General features: G+C 42.5%; 20 protein-coding genes. 12 read left to right on the forward strand and 8 right to left on the reverse strand.

Annotation, left to right across the window (positions count from 1 at the left end; genetic code table 11):
- Positions 1–51 precede the first annotated feature (51 nt).
- From Q4533_RS18035 to envZ, 7 genes are all read left to right on the forward strand, one after another.
- Positions 52–2,595: a DMSO/selenate family reductase complex A subunit gene (locus Q4533_RS18035; protein ID WP_303503658.1), complete on the forward strand. Its 2,544-nt coding sequence runs from the start codon at positions 52–54 to the stop codon at positions 2,593–2,595.
- A 14-nt stretch (positions 2,596–2,609) separates the two neighbouring features.
- Entirely contained in the window at positions 2,610–3,230 is a 621-nt protein-coding gene (locus Q4533_RS18040) for a DMSO/selenate family reductase complex B subunit (RefSeq protein ID WP_102439416.1), read from the forward strand.
- Between the two features lie 200 nt (positions 3,231–3,430).
- Positions 3,431–4,051: a 4Fe-4S dicluster domain-containing protein gene (locus Q4533_RS18045; RefSeq protein WP_102439415.1), complete on the forward strand. Its 621-nt coding sequence runs from the start codon at positions 3,431–3,433 to the stop codon at positions 4,049–4,051.
- Between the two features lie 256 nt (positions 4,052–4,307).
- Positions 4,308–4,784, forward strand: a complete 477-nt coding sequence (greB, locus tag Q4533_RS18050) for a transcription elongation factor GreB (protein WP_102475948.1) — start codon at positions 4,308–4,310, stop codon at positions 4,782–4,784.
- A gap of 301 nt (positions 4,785–5,085) precedes the next feature.
- The gene (locus Q4533_RS18055; protein WP_303503660.1) at positions 5,086–5,868 is read left to right on the forward strand and encodes a hypothetical protein; all 783 of its coding nucleotides are present in this window, start codon (positions 5,086–5,088) and stop codon (positions 5,866–5,868) included.
- Positions 5,869–6,063: 195 nt separating this feature from the next.
- Complete coding sequence (ompR, locus tag Q4533_RS18060) at positions 6,064–6,789, forward strand: two-component system response regulator OmpR (RefSeq protein WP_102475949.1); 726 nt, start codon at positions 6,064–6,066, stop codon at positions 6,787–6,789.
- Between the two features lie 23 nt (positions 6,790–6,812).
- Positions 6,813–8,135 (forward strand): two-component system sensor histidine kinase EnvZ, encoded by a 1,323-nt coding sequence (gene envZ / locus Q4533_RS18065; RefSeq protein WP_102439411.1) that lies wholly within the window; start codon positions 6,813–6,815, stop codon positions 8,133–8,135.
- Positions 8,136–8,199: 64 nt separating this feature from the next.
- Here the strand turns inward: envZ and hmpA are convergent, their stop codons facing one another.
- The 3 genes from hmpA to Q4533_RS18080 form a co-directional block, all read right to left on the reverse strand.
- Positions 8,200–9,390 carry an NO-inducible flavohemoprotein gene (gene hmpA, locus Q4533_RS18070; RefSeq protein ID WP_303503662.1) on the reverse strand — a complete coding sequence of 397 codons (1,191 nt, stop codon included), beginning with the start codon at positions 9,388–9,390 and terminating at the stop codon, positions 8,200–8,202.
- Between the two features lie 236 nt (positions 9,391–9,626).
- Complete coding sequence (locus Q4533_RS18075; RefSeq protein WP_102439409.1) at positions 9,627–10,100, reverse strand: peroxiredoxin; 474 nt, start codon at positions 10,098–10,100, stop codon at positions 9,627–9,629.
- A 104-nt stretch (positions 10,101–10,204) separates the two neighbouring features.
- The gene (locus tag Q4533_RS18080) at positions 10,205–10,744 is read right to left on the reverse strand and encodes a DUF2937 family protein (protein ID WP_102530985.1); all 540 of its coding nucleotides are present in this window, start codon (positions 10,742–10,744) and stop codon (positions 10,205–10,207) included.
- A 501-nt stretch (positions 10,745–11,245) separates the two neighbouring features.
- Between Q4533_RS18080 and Q4533_RS18085 the strand changes: the two genes are divergently transcribed.
- Together Q4533_RS18085 and Q4533_RS18090 are read left to right on the forward strand one after the other, a co-directional pair.
- On the forward strand, positions 11,246–11,770 hold the full coding sequence (locus tag Q4533_RS18085; RefSeq protein ID WP_076538443.1) for a lactoylglutathione lyase family protein: 525 nt from the start codon (positions 11,246–11,248) through the stop codon (positions 11,768–11,770).
- Positions 11,771–12,195: 425 nt separating this feature from the next.
- Positions 12,196–14,067: a methyl-accepting chemotaxis protein gene (locus Q4533_RS18090; protein ID WP_102439407.1), complete on the forward strand. Its 1,872-nt coding sequence runs from the start codon at positions 12,196–12,198 to the stop codon at positions 14,065–14,067.
- Positions 14,068–14,152: 85 nt separating this feature from the next.
- Here Q4533_RS18090 and Q4533_RS18095 read toward each other — a convergent pair whose 3' ends face one another.
- Positions 14,153–15,058 (reverse strand): LysR family transcriptional regulator, encoded by a 906-nt coding sequence (locus Q4533_RS18095; RefSeq protein WP_303503664.1) that lies wholly within the window; start codon positions 15,056–15,058, stop codon positions 14,153–14,155.
- Between the two features lie 246 nt (positions 15,059–15,304).
- On the opposite strand from Q4533_RS18095, the gene Q4533_RS18100 reads away from it, so the two are divergent.
- Positions 15,305–15,844 (forward strand): NADPH-dependent FMN reductase, encoded by a 540-nt coding sequence (locus Q4533_RS18100; protein ID WP_102520297.1) that lies wholly within the window; start codon positions 15,305–15,307, stop codon positions 15,842–15,844.
- 7 nt (positions 15,845–15,851) lie between these two features.
- Here the strand turns inward: Q4533_RS18100 and Q4533_RS18105 are convergent, their stop codons facing one another.
- From Q4533_RS18105 to Q4533_RS18115, 3 genes are all read right to left on the reverse strand, one after another.
- On the reverse strand, positions 15,852–16,385 hold the full coding sequence (locus tag Q4533_RS18105; protein ID WP_303411474.1) for a GNAT family N-acetyltransferase: 534 nt from the start codon (positions 16,383–16,385) through the stop codon (positions 15,852–15,854).
- A gap of 73 nt (positions 16,386–16,458) precedes the next feature.
- A complete protein-coding gene (locus Q4533_RS18110) occupies positions 16,459–17,121 on the reverse strand; it encodes a Bax inhibitor-1 family protein (RefSeq protein ID WP_303503677.1) in 663 nt (220 codons plus the stop codon).
- 60 nt (positions 17,122–17,181) lie between these two features.
- Positions 17,182–17,532, reverse strand: coding sequence for a DUF4870 domain-containing protein (locus tag Q4533_RS18115; protein ID WP_102439402.1), 351 nt, complete (start codon positions 17,530–17,532; stop codon positions 17,182–17,184).
- A 614-nt stretch (positions 17,533–18,146) separates the two neighbouring features.
- On the opposite strand from Q4533_RS18115, the gene Q4533_RS18120 reads away from it, so the two are divergent.
- Both Q4533_RS18120 and Q4533_RS18125 read left to right on the forward strand, forming a co-directional pair.
- A complete protein-coding gene (locus tag Q4533_RS18120; RefSeq protein WP_368389908.1) occupies positions 18,147–19,427 on the forward strand; it encodes a sensor histidine kinase in 1,281 nt (426 codons plus the stop codon).
- An 11-nt stretch (positions 19,428–19,438) separates the two neighbouring features.
- Positions 19,439–19,975, forward strand: coding sequence for a response regulator transcription factor (locus tag Q4533_RS18125; RefSeq protein WP_102439401.1), 537 nt, complete (start codon positions 19,439–19,441; stop codon positions 19,973–19,975).
- A gap of 75 nt (positions 19,976–20,050) precedes the next feature.
- Here the strand turns inward: Q4533_RS18125 and Q4533_RS18130 are convergent, their stop codons facing one another.
- Positions 20,051–20,392 (reverse strand): DUF4870 domain-containing protein, encoded by a 342-nt coding sequence (locus Q4533_RS18130; RefSeq protein WP_102530981.1) that lies wholly within the window; start codon positions 20,390–20,392, stop codon positions 20,051–20,053.
- Positions 20,393–20,890: the final 498 nt, after the last annotated feature.

The following is a 20,890-nucleotide window of genomic DNA, read 5'->3' on the forward strand; positions in this document are numbered from 1 at the left end:
ACCTACCAATTGCGCTAAGACGCATCGTTAATGCTACGAGAGGATATATCAATGGAACGTAGAAGTTTTTTAAAAGCGAGTGCAGCACTTGGCTGTGCAGCAACGGTAACCGGTTGTAAAACCAGTTCAGATGATGCCAATGTCACCCCAACTCCGCCACCTGTGGCTGATGAGCAAATGAATTGGTCTGCCTGCTTGGTTAACTGTGGCTCAAACTGCCCAATTAAAGTATTTAGCCGTGATGGAGTCATTACCCGCATTGAAGCTGATCACGAAACCACTGACGAATACGGGGTTAACCACCAAATCCGTGCCTGCGCCCGTGGCCGCTCTTTAAAGCAACGCACCTATGCGCCGGATCGTTTAAAAACCCCAATGAAGCGTATTGGCAAACGTGGTGAAGGTAAGTTTGTACCTATCTCATGGGACGATGCTTACGCAGAAATTGCAGCGAAACTACAAGAAACAGCAAGTACACATGGCAACGAGTCAATCTACTTTAACTATGGAACTGGCGCCTACTACGGTTTTGCAAACAATGCTGCCACTTGGGGTCGATTACTTAACCTAAATGGTGGATTCTTAAACCATCATTGGGATTATTCATGGTCGCAAGTTTACATGGCGGCAATGGCCACTTATGGCGACAAATGGGACTCGATTGGTGGTTCAAGTTTGGCTGAAATCGAAAACAGTGATTTATTCATTGGTTTTGGTTTTAATCCAAACGAAATTCGTCAATCAGGTTCTGGTGAAGGCTATGACTTCATTAAAGCGCTTGAAAATAACAAACATAGTATCGAAGTGTATATGGTTGAGCCGCGCTATACCGACTCAATGCGTGGTAATGAACACAAGTGGTTAGCTGTTCGTCCAGGTACTGATGCAGCGCTTGCTGAAGCCGTTATTCACCACATGATTGATACTGGCTGGGTTAACGATAACTCTGCAGCTTTCTTAGAAAGCCATTGTGTTGGTTATAGCAAAGCGTCACTTGAGCGACTAAAAGCCGAACTAGAAGTTGAACAAGACCAAAACAAGCGTGAGCACGCACAATATATTAATCCTGAAGACAACTACCATGACTACATCATGGGTATGGGTAAATACCTTGGACAAGGCGCTCGCACCCCTGAGTGGGCTGAAAAGATTTGTGGTGTTACCGCTGACAACATTCGTGAACTTGCAACCAAGTTAATGAATGCTAAAGCTCCATACATCTCTGCCGGCGCAGGTGTCAGCCGTCATGCTAACGGTGACCAAAATACTCGCGCAGTTTATATGCTTTCTATTATGACGGGTAAACTCGGCCAAGCGGGTGTTAGCACCGGTGCCATGCCATCAAGCAACCAGTTCCCACTTGGTGGTGGTTTGCCAGCTGGTAACAACCCAGTTGATATTACCATTCCTTGTTTCTCTTGGTCTGATGCCATTGTCCGTGGTGAAGAATTTACTGGCACCACTGACGGCGTTCGTTACGCTAGCAACGCCTTAAATGAAATCGAAGACAACAACAGTGCCAAGTTAAACAGCAACATCAAAGTGATCATTAATACTTCAAGTAACATCTTGATCAACCAACACTCTGATAGTAACGGCACCGCTGAAATCCTCGCTGATGAGAGTAAATGTGAGCTGATTGTTGTTTGTGATTGCTGGATGACGCCTTCAGCTCGATACGCCGATATTATTCTGCCTGATACCACTTGGCTTGAGTCAGAAGATCTTGCCGATGACAGCTATGCATCAGGTCAAATGGCTTATGCAACCATGATGAGTTCATCGCTTAACCCGCTAGGTGATGCAAAATCAATGTATGACATCTGTGCTGGTATTGCAGACAAAATGGGTAAAGGCGGCGAATATACTGAAGGTAAAACAGGTCGTGATTGGTGTGAAGAGATTTACGCTGGTACCCGCGCTGCAAATACTGATGTTGATATGCCAGCTACCTATGGCGAAGCGCAAGAAGTGGGCTTATTCAGAAAGTATATGGCTAACACTGTTGTTGCCTTAAAAGACTATGTAGCTAATCCTGCAGCAGCTCCAAGACCTACCATCAGTGGCAAAATTGAAATCTACTCAGTGTCTTTAGCTAAAAAAGCCGCTACTTGGACCTTACTTGATGGCGATGAAATTACTCCGCTACCAAAATATGTAGTGACATGGGATGGCTTCGAAGATGAAGAAGCAGCGAAAGATTACCCATTACAGCTATGTGGTTTCCATACTAAAGGCCGTACTCACTCAAGCTACCACAACGTACCTTGGTTACGTGAAGCGGTTGAAGATGCAGTATGGATGAACCCAAAAGATGCCAATGCCAGAGGTATTACCCAAGGGGTAAAAGCACAAGTATGGAACGACCGCGGCACAATTGAATTGCCTGTTCGTGTCACACCACGTGTGGCACCGGGTGTTGCAATGGTTGGTCAAGGCGCTTGGTATACACCAGATCCAGCAGGCCGTATTGGTAACTCAGGTCACATCATCGATATTGGGGGCTGCATTAATACGTTAACTAAGTATCACCCAACTCCGGTGACTAAAGGTAACCCACAACATACCAACCGTGTACAAATTGCAACAGCTTAATGGAGTAAATAACAATGACCACTAATATCCAATATGGTTTTTATCTCGACACTGCTAAGTGTACTGGTTGCAAAGCGTGCCAAGTATCTTGTAAAGATAGAAAAGACTTACCAGTCGGTATCAACTGGCGCCGTGTATATGAATATGGCGGCGGACAATGGGTTGAAAACCAAAACGGTAGCCTAGAGCAAAACGTATTCACTTATTACACCTCAATTGGCTGTAATCACTGCTCTGAGCCTGTTTGTGTAAAAGCTTGTCCAACAGGGGCAATGCACAAACGTCGTGAAGATGGCTTAGTGCACGTGGCAACTGATTTATGTATTGGCTGTAATAGCTGCGCTAGAGCATGTCCATATGATGCGCCACAACTAGACCAAGAACGTAAAGTAATGACGAAGTGTGATGGTTGTTATGAGCGTCTAGCTGAAGGCAAAAATCCAATGTGTATCGACTCTTGCCCGTTACGTGCAATGGACTTTGACACCATGGACAACCTCCGCGCTAAATATGGTAATGGTGATGGCCACATTGCACCTTTACCACCAGAAAGCATTACATCGCCGAACTTGATTATTAAAGCGAATGTGAATGGCGGTCGTGATGGTGAAATCGTCAACTTCTCTGAAGTTTAAGACGTCATAAAGCCAATTAGCTAGCCAAGTATATTGATACTTGGCTAGCTTTTTTAGCATAAATAATCGTATTTAATGTGACCTAAGTAGGGTCATAGAATAAAACCCAAAAAATCACCACATTTCCATGTAGCATAGCTAATACAGCATCACGTTAATTACTCTTTATCCGCGCTATAACTGGTATTATCAACAAGCCTATGACTGCAGAAATTACCCAATATGGATTCTATTTTGATACACGTAAATGTGTTGGCTGTAGAAAATGTCATCGCGTGTGTAATAAAAAATTTGATGTGGAAAAATCCGTCAGCACTCGACGGGTCTATAAATATGGCGATGAACGCATTCCTACGGCATTATCAAAACAACCCAATATCTCGACCTATTATTTATCAGTATCCTGCAACCATTGTAGCGAACCAGTATGCGTATTGGCCTGCCCAACAGGGGCGATGCATAAACGTGCCAAAGATGGCTTAGTTCATGTTGCTCAAGAGACATGTGTTGGATGCGGTTCTTGCGCCCGTGCTTGCCCTTATGAAGCGCCCCAACTCGACCCAACACGTAAAGTGATGGTGAAGTGCGACGGTTGCTTCGAGCTAATCGAGCAACAGAGCCTACCTTTGTGCGTCGATGCCTGTCCAAAAGGCGCATTAGACTTCGGCTTGATCCATGAGTTAAGAAGCAAATACGGCACTGAAGTAAATATCTCTTCATTGCCTTCAGCACACATTACCTCCCCCAATATGCTTTTAGGTGGACAGCCAATAACCTCCTCGACTAATAAACCCAAGGGCAACATGGGTAAGCGATATTAGTTTTCTTTATTGGCCATATGACTAACGTTATAAATGACCTTAAGTAACTCATCTGAGTTGATAATGCTAACGTTAAAATGTGCGCTAAAAATCATCACCAATTAAGTCCATTCTATTCGCACGGCTTTATGTGATTGGCGATAGCATCAAATCACAGTATATTGAGTTTATGATGTCGGCCATGTTCTCAATACGCCGCTATCGACGCGCTGTTATTAACGCGATAATCACTGAATTCGTTATTAAGGCTAACTACGTGAAAACCAATCTCATCACCCCTGAAGGGATGACCAAACTCAAAACTGAGCTGAACTATTTATGGCGTGAATATCGTCCTGAGATCACCAAAAAAGTGGCTTGGGCGGCGAGCCTTGGTGACCGCTCCGAAAACGCTGACTACAAAGAGAATAAACGTTTATTACGACAAATTGATGGCCGAGTGCGGTTTTTACGTAAGCGTATCGAAAACTTAAAAGTGGTTGAGTATGCTCCTGAGCAAGAAGGTAAAGTGTTCTTTGGCGCTTGGGTCGAAATTGAAAATGATGCTGGCGACACACTGGCATTTCGTATAGTTGGTCCCGATGAAATTTATGGCGATGCCAAAGGCTATATCTCCATTGATTCACCCATGGCGCGGGCATTATTGAAAAAAGAAATCGATGATGATGCCGTTGTTCCCACCCCCAATGGCCCCCAAGATTGGTATATCAATAAAATATCCTACACCGTTTAGCTAATAGAAAACCTCAAAGCCTCAAACAAAAGTAGAATTTTGCACTGCAAAGCATGCAGTTTAAGGCTGTTTTAGCGACTAAAATTTGCCCTATAGATATATTTAACTAGACTTAAAGTTGTATTTATTTAGCTGGCCTTAACGATATATAGTGCTTTAGCGCTTAGTTTTTAATCTTGGTTCAAGCGCTGATAATAGTACTGTCTATAGCCAAATCGCTGAGCTTTCAAGCAAAAGTCCATTCTCCCCCTAATACCTGCATGGAAGCGAGCTTTGAATAAGATGAATAAAAGGATTTTTTATGTACAGTAAAATCTTTTGGGCTGTTGGACTGCTTGTTGTTAGCTTTAAGCTAATGGCGCTGAGCTATGTACCGCAAAATATTGTCGGTAACTGGCTCAATCAGCAAACAGATTACATTGAGCTATTACAAATCAATGAGGACGGCTCCTACCTGCAACTGGGGCTTGACCTACTCCAGCCTGAAAATAGCTTTGCCGAATGGGGCAGTTATACCTTATCTGAAAGCAGCAACTTTGCTGACTTACCGCTGATCATTAGTTTTAACCCCACCTTCAGTAATAATCCTGCAGAAGGCTTGATAACATTGCTCACTGACCGTAGTAAAAGCCATGTCTATATCAATGCCAGTGCCAGTGCCAGTGCCGAGCGCTTACAGCTCAATATGGACTCCCAAAGCGACAGCTCAATTGATGTCATTATTGAATATCATCAGCTGCAGGCTCAAAGTATTGAAGGTTATTGGTACAATCAGGAGTTCGATGATTTATTTGCGGTATTGATGCTCAATAATGGCTTGTATGTGCAATTACAAATCAACTTGGATCATGATGATGAAAATACCGGCATGGAGTGGGGTCAATATCAACACCAAATGGACTCAGGCGAAGTCTACTTTCAAGCTGAATACGATGATAACCAACAAATCGGCTTTAACCGCTTAAATGATATCGCCGCTGCCGCGTTTAATATTAAGCTGCACGATAACCAGCTTATTTTTTTATTGGACAGTAATGATGATGGCGTGATTGACTCCTGTTCAACCTTATTGCGTAAAAACTGATTTAGTTACAATTTCCCTTAATCAATTTAATGCCATTAAAATCACTTTTTTTCATAGACTTAATCCTTGTTATTGATCATATTACCCCTCACAATTAGCAAACAATTCATCCAGCGCTTGTTTGCACTCTTATAAAGTCGCTATATTTAGCTTAATAACTGTATTTAGTGCCGAAATTTAGCCAAAGGATATGTCATGGGCCAAGAAACATCTAAAATTCTCGTTGTCGATGATGACATGCGACTCAGATCATTATTGGAACGTTATCTGCTGGAGCAAGGTTACCAAGTTCGCAGTGCAGCAAATGCCGAGCAAATGGACCGCTTATTAGAGCGAGAAAACTTCCACCTGTTAGTGTTAGATTTAATGCTTCCCGGTGAAGATGGATTATCGATTTGTCGCCGCTTACGCCAACAAGAAAATCCCATTCCTATTATTATGCTGACCGCCAAAGGCGACGAAGTTGACCGTATTATTGGTCTAGAGCTTGGCGCTGATGATTACTTACCTAAGCCGTTTAATCCGCGGGAATTGCTCGCACGTATTAAAGCCGTTATGCGCCGTCAAACGGCTGAAGTACCAGGTGCGCCAGCGCAACAAGAAGAAGTCATTAGCTTTGGTGAGTTTTCCCTTAACCTCGCCACTCGTGAGATGTTTCATGAAGATAAAAGCATTGCCTTAACCAGTGGCGAGTTTGCGGTATTAAAAGTGTTGGTTTCACACCCTAGGGAGCCACTATCGCGGGACAAACTAATGAACCTTGCCCGTGGCCGTGACTACTCTGCACTTGAGCGCTCAATTGACGTACAAGTATCCCGTCTGCGCCGCTTAATTGAAGTCGATGCTGCTAATCCCCGCTATATCCAAACGGTTTGGGGTTTAGGTTATGTGTTCGTGCCTGACGGCACCGCTCGAGGTTAAGCCTTATTAGCCAAGCTCAAGCCATAAAACTGAAATGGTGGCAGCGTTTCCTGCCACGTAATTCATTCAGTCAAACCGTACTATTAATTGGTAGCTTGCTACTGATTAATCAGCTGGTGTCTTACTTATCGGTGACGGTTTATTTCATTAAACCCAGTTACGAACAAATCAATCAACTGATCGCACGGCAAATCAACTTATTATTTATTGATGGCGTAGAGATCAGCCGTGAACACCTCACCATTGTCGATGCCCTAAACGCCAAAGTGCGTGACGATGAGATGAAAGTCTATAACCAACAAGGCGCCATTGAAGCTGGGGTAGACAGTGCGACCTACTATGGATTTTTATCTGCACAAATGTCTGAGTATTTAGGCGGAGAAGCAGAAGTGCGCTTTTCCCAAGGGACTCAGTTAGAAGTGTGGATCCGTCCACCTCAAGCCACCTCGGTGTGGATTAAAGTACCGCTGACTGGCCTAAACGAAAATGATTTATCGCCACTGACCTTATATTTATTGGTTATTGGCGCCTTAAGTGTCGCTGGAGGCTGGTTATTTGCTCGGCGTCTTAATAAACCACTTAAACGCCTACAGCGAGCGGCCTTTACAGTATCAAAAGGGGAATTTCCTGCGCCATTGCCCTTAAGCGGCTCTTCTGAAATCGTTGAAGTGACTCACGCCTTTAATCAAATGTCTCACAGCATGAAGCAGTTGGAGCAAGATCGCGCGCTATTGATGGCGGGGATTTCCCACGATTTACGCACACCACTGACTCGTATTCGCCTAGCATCTGAAATGATGGTGGAAGAAGATCAATATCTAAAAGATGGCATCATCACCGATATTGAAGACATGGACGACATCATTAATCAGTTTATTGCCTATGTGCGCCATGACCAAGAAAGCGCCCGGGAACCCAATGATATCAACCGCCTTATTCGCGAAATCGCCCAACAAGAAATGCATCGACAAGGTGATATCGAGCTGCAATTGCAAGAAGGCCCTATGGTGTCCTTTCAAAGTGTGGCCATTAAACGGGTATTAAGTAATCTTGTTGAAAACGGCTTTCGCTACGGTGGCGGCTGGATAAAAATTAGCTCAATCCATAAAGCCAAATACGTCAGCTTTATTGTTGAAGATAATGGCCCTGGTATTAATGAAACTAAAATTGATGAACTATTCCAGCCATTTACCCAAGGCGATAGCGCTAGAGGCTCTGTGGGTTCAGGGTTAGGGTTAGCGATAGTTAAACGTATTATCGATAGGCATCACGGTAAAATCCTCCTTAAAAACCGCCCAGAAGGCGGGCTGCATGCCCAAGTGTGGCTGCCTATTAGCCGTCATTAATACCCAAAAATAAGCATAAAAAAAAGCGACTCATAGAGTCGCTTTTTTAGTTAAGCCTCAGCCATTATAAATCAGCATGAGGGCCAAATACTTCATAATGCAGTTGTGATTCTGGCACATTAAGCGCTAATAATTGCTGCTTAACGGCTTTCATAAAACCAATAGGACCACAGAAGTAATATTGCCCATTGGGTAACATATGCTCAGCGATTTTTTCGAGTTCTACAGTACCTTCAAAATCAAAATCTTCTGCTGGTAAATCCTGTGCTGCTGGCTCACGATACCAAACATAGCTTTGCAGCTGCTCATTAGCGATTGTCTTTGCCTTAATTACCTCTTTAAAGCCATGTACTGCGCCATTATCACAAGCATGTATCCAAGTGATGTTATTTGCGTATTTTTGAGCAATAAGCTGGTTTAACATGCTCATCATCGGCGTTTGACCCACACCTGCTGAAATCAGTATCACAGGGCTTTCTTCTGCTATCAGCGAAAAATCACCCGCTGGCGCAACCACCTCAATGACATCACCTTGCTGATAATGATCATGGAGCAGATTAGATACTTTACCGCCCGCTTCTCGCTTCACACTGATGCGATAAGTATTTCGATTAGGCGCATCTGATAACGAGTACTGACGAATTTCTTTAAATTCAAGTTCATCATGCTCAAGCGATACACTCAAGTATTGACCAGCAATAAAGTCGATCACTTCTTTACCATCTTCAGGCACTAACAAAAACGAAGTGATCAGCGTTGACTCTGGGGTTTTCGACTTTATGACAAAACGGCGAGTCCCTTCCCAGCCACCTTGAGCCTGTGCTGTTTGCAGGTAAAGCTGTGCTTCGCGGTTGATAAAGATATCCGCTAAAAAGCCATATGCATTACCCCAAGCGGTCAGCACTTCTTCAGTCACGGCATCACCGCCGAGTTCTTTAAGTGTCGCTAAAAGGTGTCCACCAACAATGGCGTACTGCTCTGGCTTGATTAAGAAACCTGTGTGTTTATGAGCAATACGCTCAACAGCTGAGCCTAGCACGGCAAGATTATCGATATTTTTTGCGTATGCGGCCACCGCACTGAATAAGGCAAGCGGTTGTCCGCCAGAATGCTGATGGGTCAAGTTAAATACATCTTTTAACTCGGGATTATGTTCAAACATACGTTGATAAAAATGCGTCGTCAGCGCAGGACCAGCTGACTCTAATAAGGGAATGGTGCTTTTAACAACGTCAATCGTATGTTGATCTAACATAAACAACCTCTAATATGTATTCATAATGCATGTTTTGACAGATATTAAACATGCATTTGATTTAGATCAATGTTTTTCGACTCTTTTATCCTTGAGTGATTAGAAAAATAGCAATTCAGTATAAGCCAAATAAAAAAACCAGCGACATCAGCGCTGGCTTCATTAATTGACGACTCATAGCTACAACTCAGGCATACAAATCAGCCAAGCTGATAGAAGCATTCTTACATGCAGTTTTACAGAGCGCTCAATATCGCTTCTGCAGTACTGACTTCAAAAGACTTTGGCGCTTCCACATTTAAGCTGGTTACCACACCATTATCGACAATCATCGCATAACGCTGGGAGCGAATACCGCCAAAGCCTGCGGTATCCATATCTAAACCTAATGCTTTGGTAAAACTTGCATCGCCATCTGCTAGCATCATGAGTTCACTGGCATTTTGCGCATCCCCCCAGGCTTTCATTACAAAGGCATCATTGACAGATACACAAGCAATGGCATCAACCCCTTTAGCTTTAAGTTGATCAGCAAGCACCACAAAACCCGGTAAATGCGCTTCTGAGCAAGTGGGTGTAAAAGCACCCGGTACAGCAAATAACACCACCTTTTTACCAGAAAATAACGTACTAACATCATGACTTACCATGCCTGTTGCGGTTAATTCGCCTAAGGTGCCTGCCGGTAACGTGTGTCCTTGTTCAATCATGGTAAATCCTTATTTATTGAATAATGTGCTCAACAGCATAGCGCTAAAGCGGCGTTACAAACACTGAGTAACTGTATGGGCTTTAGCTGTTGTTCGCCTTGAGCTTATTGTGAGCTCACTTTAACCGATATCGGTTTTAGTGCTCGATATGCATGTCGACAGCCTTTGCCACAACCCAGCAAACAAAGTTCACATATCAGTGATAATAAAAAACCGAGCACTAAACCTATGGTTATCGCCCGTGTATCGAGCATGATGGTATGGCTAAAGTTGTGCCATACCTCTTGGCGTATATCTTCCATTGGCGTAAATGCCACTTGTTCAAAACCACTAAAAGCCGTTTGATTGAACTGCATAAGTGCCCCATTTAGCAACTGATAACGTTGATAAATGGCTTGAATACTGTCGCCACCAGCACTAAACACTTGGTCAGGGTTATGCTGATAATGGGCTATGAGCTGTTGAATATCACCAGCAAAAAATCGATCTGCATCTTGCTCAAACTCGGCTAAACTCAATTTTGCTTCTTGGGTATGAGCTTGCAATCGCTGACCATACTGATCAACAAAAGCAGGTACTTGCACGCCAAGTAATACCCCTGAGACAAATAGTATTAAGCGTAAATAATCGAATACAGATTTCATAATAGATCACGGCCTTTAAATGAGTATGACGGCTAAAACACTACAGTAAGTCGTTCGCGCTTCTATGTCGCAAACGGTAAGCTAAAAACTATATCTACCAGATTAGCCACAAATAGAAAGCGCTTTATCATTAAAAGCAGTTTACAGCCGCAAGCTTACCCGTGAAGGCACCTGCTCATGATCTTTGTTTAACCCATAGGATTGATACGTCACTCAAAGCAAACCAACATTACATAATTTTATTGTTCCTATAAATATTGATAATTTTTCATTAAAAACTTGTCTGTATACAATTCGCTCATCAAATTTACACCAGTTAATGAGGAATGCACCATGAGCAACCACGATGACAGCAGCAATGCTAAAAGTAACGACTTAAACCTAGGCCGCAGAAACATGCTAAAAACAATGGGCGTGGGTGTTGCAGCCGCTGTTGCCGCCACTACTGCCGCATCGGTTATGGCAGCCACAGGCACTGAGCCAACCAAGCTTGCTGGCGCTATGGGTAATGATAAATTCAATACCAATAATCCATACCCACGTACTTTTTCTCATATCGGGGTGTCAGTACCTAATCTAGAGGAAGCGGTTAAGTTTTATAGTGAAGTCCTCGGCTGGTACGTGATCATGGAGCCTACCGAAGTAAAAGAAGATGACAGTGCAATCGGGGTTATGTGTACCGACGTATTTGGCGCAGGCTGGGAACGCTTCAGAATCGCTCACATGTCTACGGGCGATCGCATTGGCCTTGAACTGTTTGAATTTAAAAATCAGCAAAACCCTGAAGATAATTTTGAATATTGGAAAACTGGTATTTTCCACTTTTCAGTTCAAGATCCAAACGTTGAAGAATTAGCGGAAAAAATTGTTGCTGCTGGCGGTAAAAAACGTATGAAAGCACCACGTTATTACTTCCCGGGTGAAAAACCATACCGTATGATTTACATGGAAGATCCATTCGGAAATATCATCGAAATTTATAGCCACAGCTATGAACTACAATATTCTAGCGGTGCTTATAGCTAAATCAAGCTAAAAGCCAAAGCTCGGTAAAGGCTAAATCTAGCTAAAAGAAAAAGGAGGCATTATTATTTGCCTCCTTTTTTGATTTTTAGCTCACCGCTAAAGCTTAGCTTAACAACAAGCCTGACTGTGACGATGAAAATCGATTACAGAAAACAGCATTTTGGTAGCTTTACTTTAAGTAAGCTTACTCGTGCTTTAAGCAATGCTCTATGGCTTTACCCATGGTTGACATTATGCAGTACAAATGAGCACCCCTAGTGACAGCAATGTTAACCATTAGATTGTGTCGATGTTTTTATAGTCAAGCAATTGCGTAACCTTGTAGCAATATCACACCTTTAGCAGCCCCATTGGCTAATTAACACCTTAATTTAGTTTAATAATACTAATGCCTGCCCACTTTTACTTTAATAACAACGACCCCTATGAAATCTTATTCATTAAAGCACAAAATACTTATACCTGTACTAATCGCATTATCGATGGTGATAACGCTGCTATCTTGGCTTAGTTACTCCAATCAAAAAACCATGCTTATGCAGACTAATCTTGAGCAAGTTCAGCGCTTAAGTGCTCAGCAAGCCCAAAGGATCAGTGAGTGGCTAGACAGCAGAAAAGATATCGTCAATGCGATGGGCGACAAAGCCAACAGCAACACACTTGATGCTTTGCTTCAGGCAAAGCAATCTGGTCGTTTTGAATCAACCTACTTCGGTAAAGCTTCAGGCGAAATGATAGATTCAGATCAAAGTATTGATTTCAGCGATTACGACCCACGTCAACGCCCTTGGTATCAGCAAGCTAACTCAGAACAACAATTAATAATAACCACGCCTTACCTTGATGCTTTTTATAATACTTTGGTTGTAACCCTTGCCACACCAACGATCAATGGTGTGGTAGCTGGGGATCTATCCATTAATGACTTGGTTAATGATGTCAAGCAAATGAAACTACCTTCGAACGGTTTTGCCATCATGATCCACCGAGACGGTACGGTTATCGCCTATAAAGACTCAAGTAAAACCATGGGCCATATCCGCGCCATTGATAACGACCTTGATTACAGCCTTTTGCAGCAAAATCGTCGCGCAAATGAACTCATGTCGATTCACTTCGCTCCTGAAGACAAAGATAAACTTATCTGGCTAGAAGCAATCCCTAATACTGACTGGGAACTTATCCTCGTACTTGACCAAGCAACCTTGGAAGCGCCACTTAAATCATTACTCCTGACCCAGCTCGGTATTGCTGCCATTATTTTACTGGTAAGCATGGTGTCTATTTCTTTGATGATGAGTCGCTTACTTGCGCCTTTATCAAAAGTGTCACAAGCATTAGCCCACATAGCTCAAGGCAATGGCGACTTAACCCAGCGTATTGAAATTGAGAGTAAAGATGAAGTAGGAACACTGGCTGAAAATTTCAACTTATTTGTACATAGTCAGCATCAGCTGATTACTCAAATCCGTCAGGTAGCTCATGAACTTGACCAAAAAGCGGATCAAAGCTTGGGCAATTCACATGAAGCAGCAAAAGAGCTACAAGTGCAGCAACAAGAAGTCACTATGGTTGCCACTGCCGTAACCCAAATGGCCAGTGCCACCAACGAAATTGCTTCAAATGCGGAAAATACTGCAGCTGCAGCGCAGCAATCAAGCACAAGTAGTTTACAAGGGCAAAGTTTGGTTGATAACACTCGCCAGTCAATCAATTTGCTGGCAGATGAAGTCACTCAAGCCACTGATGTGATTGGCGATTTAAGCCGCCATGCTCATTCAATTTCAAGTATTTTGTCGACGATTCAAGGCATTGCTGAACAAACAAACTTACTGGCATTAAATGCCGCCATTGAAGCTGCCCGTGCAGGCGAACAAGGCCGAGGCTTTGCAGTGGTGGCTGATGAGGTCAGAGTACTATCTCGACGAACCCAAGATTCAACCCAAGAGATACATCAAACTATTGAAACCTTGCAAAAAACCACTTCAAGAGCAGTAAGCTTGATGCAAACCAGTCAATCCTTAGCTGCTAACAGTGTTACCGATGTTAATGAGGCCACCAACGCGATTGGTGAGATCACCCAAGCAGTAGCGTTAATTTCAGACATGGCCAGTCAGATTGCCACTGCTGCTGAAGAGCAAACCCAAGTCACCAATGAAATCACCCAAAATACGGTAGCGATTAAAGACGTCACCGATGAAATTAGCCTTGCTGCTGCAGAAAGCTTACAGCAAGCGCAAGATTTGAAGCTGCAAGCAAAGTCGTTAAATAATTTGGTGGCAACATTCATCCTGTAACAAGCCATTTGAGGATTAACACCAATACCTATAATGCTTGGTTATAGGTATTGGTCGGCGCCAATATTGGAGGCATTGATAAGTGTTACTGACTAGGCATATGCTCCACCAGCAAGTCGATAAAGCGGCGAACTTTTGGGGATAAATGCTTACGGCTGGGATAAACCGCATATATGTCGATTTGAGGTTGAATGTAATCTTCAAACAGTATGCTGAGCTGCTCTTTTTCAAGCGCTGCAGTTAAGTAAAATGAGGGTAAGCGGCAAATACCGTGATGATCGAGCACCATCGCCAGTTCCATATCTGCATTATTACAACCAATCACTTGCGCCACAGTTACCGTTTCTGAGCGACCATCAGCATGTTCAAACAGCCAGCGATCTGGCTGCTTTAAATTGCTATAGCAAATACATTGGTGCTCAGTTAACTCGCTGGGTACTTGCGGGGTTCCGTGTGTGGCAAGGTATTGCGGCGTTGCCACAACATGCGCATGAAATTGACCAATACGTTTACAGATTAAACTCGAATCAGTTAATTGTCCGGTGGCTCGAATCGCTAAATCATAGCCCTCTTGCACTAAGTCCACATGGCGATCGCTAAAATCAATGTCTAGCTTTACCTCGGGATACATGCGCATATACAAAGACAAAATGGGTTGTAAATATTGCAAGCCAAAGGTCACTGGGCAGCTAATCTTTAGAGTGCCGTTGGGGGTCATTAAGCTGCTATCGATCATATTGATTGCCGCTTGGGCATCGGCGACCATTTGCTGACATTGCTGATAAAACAGCTTGCCCTCTGCGGTTAAACTCAGCGAACGCGTGCTGCGATGCAATAATCGAGTATGAAGCCGCTGCTCTAATTTGGTGACAGTTTTACTGACATAAGAAGTGGAATGGCCGGTTTTTTCTGCCGCTAACGAAAAGCTCCCAAGCTCGATCACTTGGGTAAAAATCACCACACCATCAAATAGCTTTGTATCTTGATCCATCACGCTCGGCCATTGTTACTGTATTTGTGCCACTATAACGGCGTTATTCATTCCAATAAAGATTAAAATAGCTTAAAAAACCACTATTGCGAGTTATATGGAAACAATAAATATCCAACAACTAACTTAATCAATCCGCAAAAAAGCCGTACAGTAGCTGCATAAGTTAATAGCAAACACACTTTAGTCATCCACCGCTTTGGTTTTAGGTGTTTACAATATCAGCGATTTAAATAAGGCAATAACATGAAAATATTAGCATTTGCAGCAAGCAGTAGTCGTCATTCAATCAACAAAACCTTGGCAAATTATGCCGCTAACTTAGCCGCTAACTTAGTCGATGGCGCGGAAGTAGAATTGTTAGATATTAACGATTATGAAATAGCATTATTTAGCGAAGATAGAGAAAAAGAGTTAGGCAAGCCTGCATTGGCACAAGCCTTTTTTGATAAAATCACCCAGGCAGATGCTTTAGTCATTTCTTTTGCAGAGCATAATGGCTCTTACACTGCAGCCTACAAAAACCTGTTTGACTGGACATCACGTATTGATCAAAAACTGTTTCAAAATAAACCAACGCTATTATTAGCCACCTCACCAGGCCCTGGCGGTGCTAACACGGTATTAACCGCCGCAACCACATCAGCGCCCTACTTTGCCGCTGATGTAAAAGGCACTTTGTCGGTACCCAGCTTTTATCAAAATTTTGATGTAGAAACAGGTACATTAACGAACCCAGAACTTGCCGAAAAACTCACTCAAGCCGTCAGCCAGCTCGCGAGTTAACTCTAATTCAAGATACTCGATAGCGCTGTATTATTGCCGCAGCGTTATCTTGCTGATTTTTCTCATTGCTTTGAGTATCTAATTCAATTTCAGAATCAAGCACCCCGCCATTGGCGATGATCATTTTTGCCGAGGCAAGATTGTGCTTATAACAATGAATATGCAGCTCATTGATGCCTTTACCCTTTGCCAATGCGATAGTTTGCGCCAGCAATTCAACCCCTAAGCCTTTACCTCGAAAACGCGGTCGAATACCGAGTCCAATATGGCCGCCACAATAACGAATATTATCATTGAGAGTTAAGCGTAAATTGGCGACACCTAAGAGCTCATCACCTTCCACTAACCAATAAGTTTCACTGGCCACATAACCTGCAGGTAAATTCTGCCCGCGGGCAAAGTCACTGATTTTTTCGAGCATTGCGCCAAAATCACTGTGGTCAAAATCAAGCGGAAACGGGTAGCGCTCTTCATCCCCTAGCTCGGTAATATAATCAATATAGCTTTGCTGGTAGTAGCCACTTGGCTTTACGAGTTGCAACAGGCTTCTCCTTGGATGATCTGACTGACACCAACAGCGCCTTATGGCTCTGTTGGTGTTGCCTTACTCGATTTTACTTACGACCCAGAATACGCAAAATTCTAAGGAACAAGTTAATGATATCCATATACAGGGCTGCAGCACTATCAATAGCATTATCTACTGTTTTCGGAATTTGATTGGCACGGCCCCAGTCATAGCCTATGTAGCCACAAAAAATCAGCACCACAATCCAATCTAATATGCCGTGATGAATACCAAACACGTATATTTCAATCAGCTCAACGACAATCACTAACAATAAAGCAATGGTTAGCGCACCAGCGATTTTACTAAAAAACGCCGGAAATAACGTTCCTAGACACATCATGCCGATAGTCACTAGCCCTGTAATCCGAATGGCTTCTGATACTAATGCGGCATCATATTGGCTCACCACTAAATTAATAATGAAGCCAAATGGCACCACCACAAAGTTGTAGCCAGCAAAACTAACAATGGGTTTATCAGATGAGGAAAATAGATAAACACCCACAAAGCATGACGCAAAATACCCGATAAAAAACACCCACGAATTAATATCTGCAATTGCTTGCGGTGAAATATTTGTCACCATCCACCAATTAACGCCAAAGCCCCAGCAGAGTGTTAAGCCAATAACAAGATTATAAAAAGTGGGACTGATCAGGGTGTCGTCTGTATTGCGACGGTCAAAAACATTACTTTCCACAACAATATCCTTTCGTTGTTAATAGACGTTATTGAGTCATTAATGGCTCAATAACTGACAGCAGATTTACTTAATTAATCGCAAAGTATATGGCACGCGAAAGTTATCACCTTTTGATGTGGCAATCGCGCCCATAATGCAAAAGACCAAATGACAAACGCCCAATACCAAGGTAAATAACACCCCAATTAAAATGAAAGTAAGAATGAACGAAATGAAATAACCAATGGTGGCAGTAATTGACCAGTTCAGCGCCTCTTTAGACTGCTCTCTAAGGTATGCATCATCTTCTTTGACTAGATACAACACCAACGAGGGGATAAACCCAAAAAAGATGGTACCAATCCAGCACAACAGCGCCATATTTTTACTATCTTGTGAAATTTCATTTATCACTACGTCGGTATTTTCGCTCATTATTCATTCCTTTATAGACACCCAATGAACCCACTAAAACTGGGTGCAAGACTTTAGCGGTATTTAGTATTTAGTATTTAGTTCGTAGCAAATAGAAAAAGTAATAAACACTATCCAGCAGATCTGAAAGGATATGATTGATATCCATATCAGGGCTTAAAATAGTTGTCCTTTACTATCTATATTGATACTTAATGCCCAATAACAGCTTGATTAAAGCATCACAGTGGCACTCAAGGTTTAAAATATAACCACGATTGATATTAGCAAGTCAAATTAACCTTTTAAAACAGAACGATATAAACCATATTATCGCTTTATGAGTTAATAATTTCAGCCTAGGTCATCGATACTGGGTAATTGATACTGGGCATTTAATACTACTGGGCATTGGATAACAGCATCATAGTTTGGCTTTTTACTATAAAAAGCTGGCGAAAAAGATAAATATATTTCATTGATGCAAAAGGGAATACCGCCTAAAACGCTTGCTTTGCTCCTCCGCACAAAATAAACAAGATGTGATGTTAAAGTCTGCATAATTCAATTAATGTATCATCACTTATACCAAGTTATTTACCCCACTAAAAATAAAAAAGGTAAACAATAACAACGTGACCAATAATCAAATCAATAATAATAAAATCCACAATAATAACGTCGCAAAATCAGCGGCTTTAATGGGCACGCCAACAGCACAACTATCCGCATTACGGCTCATTTATTGGCTATTAAAAATAGGCTTGATCTTATTTGCGACTCAGTTATTTGGCTTAACCGCCCCACCAATGGAACTCAACTTTATTCTTGCTGTTGAAGCTGTCTATGTCGCTATTGGCTTTCGCGTTCGTTACGCCATTAACCAAAACCAATTATTGTTTGCCACCTTATTGCTAGATACCCTATTTTGGATTATATGGCTGTATTGTACTGGTGGCTCAGCTAATGCCTTTATTTCATTGCTTTTATTGCCTATCGCCATCGCTGCTGTCATGTTGCCACAATGGGCCCCTTGGTGTTTGGCGCTTATTTCTACCGCCGCCTACAGTGCGATGATTTTTACTCAACCCGATCACAGCATGCACCATGGTATGGACATGAGTTCCCACTACTTAGGCATGTGGTTTAACTTTGTTATTTCAGCATTTGTACTCACCACCACGGTGGCGTTTATTGCTAAAAAAATTCGCCAAAAAAACGCCCAATTACATTACTTGCGCGAAGCGCAAATGCGCCAAGAAAAGCTATTGGCGCTGGGCACAGTATCAGCACAAATGGCTCACCAATTGGCTACGCCACTGGCCACTTTAAGGCTATTATTAGAAGAGCTTGGCGAAGATAATCAAGCGGGTCACTTACAGCTTGAAATGAATAAGGCGCTGAATCGCTGCGAGAAAAGCCTAACAGATTTAAGGCAGGCCACCGAGTCTATTCGATCGGAAAAAATGCACTCGCAAACCGTGAATAATTTAACCAGTAGCCTGCAAGAGCAAGTTAATTTACTCATGCCTGAAATTCAGCTGTCTTTAACCCTGGCTGACAACGCTGACCGAGTAGAAATTCTCACCGATATGAGTCTATTACCGGCATTATTGGCATTAATTGAAAATGCCGCCAGAGCCAGTCAGGAAAATATTCAAACCCAAAAAGTAGCGATAAAAATCACCTTAGATAAACAAGTTGGGCTAAGCATTGGCATTTACGATTTTGGTGAAGGTATGTCTGAAAGTTTGCTGGAAAAACTTGGCCATAAAATGATTGAAAGCCCCAAAGGCTTAGGGATTGCAGTGTTATTAAGCCATGCCAGTTTTGAGCGCTTAGGCGGCAAACTAACCCTACAACCCAACCCAGAGCAAGGCATGATTGCCACTGTAACCTTACCCATAGAAAAATAGGCTTATTAGGTATGAATAACTTACTCATTATTGAAGATGATAGCGCCTTAGCCGCCGTGCTCGCCAGCCGCTTAAGCCGTCATGGGTTTAACTGCGTGCAATGTAACAGTGCGGAGCAAAGCTTATTAAAAGCCCGCCAGCATGCACCGAGTCATATTTTATTAGACATGAAATTGGCCGATAAGAATGGTTTAGCGTTAATCACCCCGCTGCGCCAATACCTGCCTAACGCATTAATCGTATTACTAACAGGCTACGCCAGTATTGCCACTGCAGTTGAAGCCATCAGATTAGGTGCCGACAATTACTTAGCCAAACCCGTTGATACCCAAACCTTATTAAACGCCCTCAATGTTAGCCCCAATGAGCAAAATGAGCCGTTATTGTCTGAGCAGCCGATTTCGCCCAAGCTACTAGAGTGGGAGCATATTCAACAGGTTCTGACCGCCAATAATGGCAACATTTCTGCCACGGCAAGGCTATTGGGGATGCACAGAAGAACGCTGCAACGTAAATTACTGAAAAAGCCCATTACTGACACGCGATAAAGGCCCTAGTGGCTGCTATATACATTTTTCAGCCCCTAAAACTGTCACCATGGGATTTGACTTCAGTTTACTTAATTAATCGCAGGCTAAGGGCACGCGGAAACTGTCGCCTTTGGAGGTGGCTAAAGCGCCTATGGTACAAAAGACCAAATGACTGATAGCCAATACTAAAGTAAGCATGACTCCCATTAAGCTAAAGAAAAGCATAAACCCAATACTATAACCAACGACACCAGTGAGAAACCAATTCAACGCCTCTTTTGATTGTGCTTGGATATAGTCATCATCTTGTTTCACAAACAACAATACCAGCGCCGGAATGAAGCCGAAAAACAAGGTGCCAACCCAACATAGTCGCGCCATATTTTTCGCATCTTGGGTAATTTCATTGATGACTAATTCCGTGTCTTGGCTCATGGATAATTCCTTTATACACATTCAATGAGCACTGTGAAGCTGGCTACATGATTGGTGTATGAGTTTAATGGTATTTAAAAAATTAAAAAAAGTGCATGAAAACAGCAATGAAGGTCTGACAGGATGTCATCGATATCCATACCTGGCTTAGAATAGTTATCCTTCACTATTTGTACTTTCACCTGTACCTGTATTTATAATTATTTTTGCGGCCTAATGACAGCTTGCGACAAAGTAGCTAATAAACTCTGTTTAAAATATAAGCAGCGCCACTGACAATAAGTCAAACTAGCAAATTTAACCCAACATAATAAAATAAACGCCCTAAATATAAGCGCTTAATTTATCTTTAAAGCTAATTGTCTCGCCAATTTTGCCCTCTGTTTTGCCTCGGATATAAACAAGATTATTATTAAACTTTTACCGCCAATTGCCGATATGTTTGTATGCGGCGGTCTTTTAACAATAAGGCAAATAACGCCAATCATTTAACACTGG

It is taken from the genome of Shewanella sp. 6_MG-2023 (genome assembly GCF_030547195.1).
GTDB lineage: Bacteria > Pseudomonadota > Gammaproteobacteria > Enterobacterales > Shewanellaceae > Shewanella.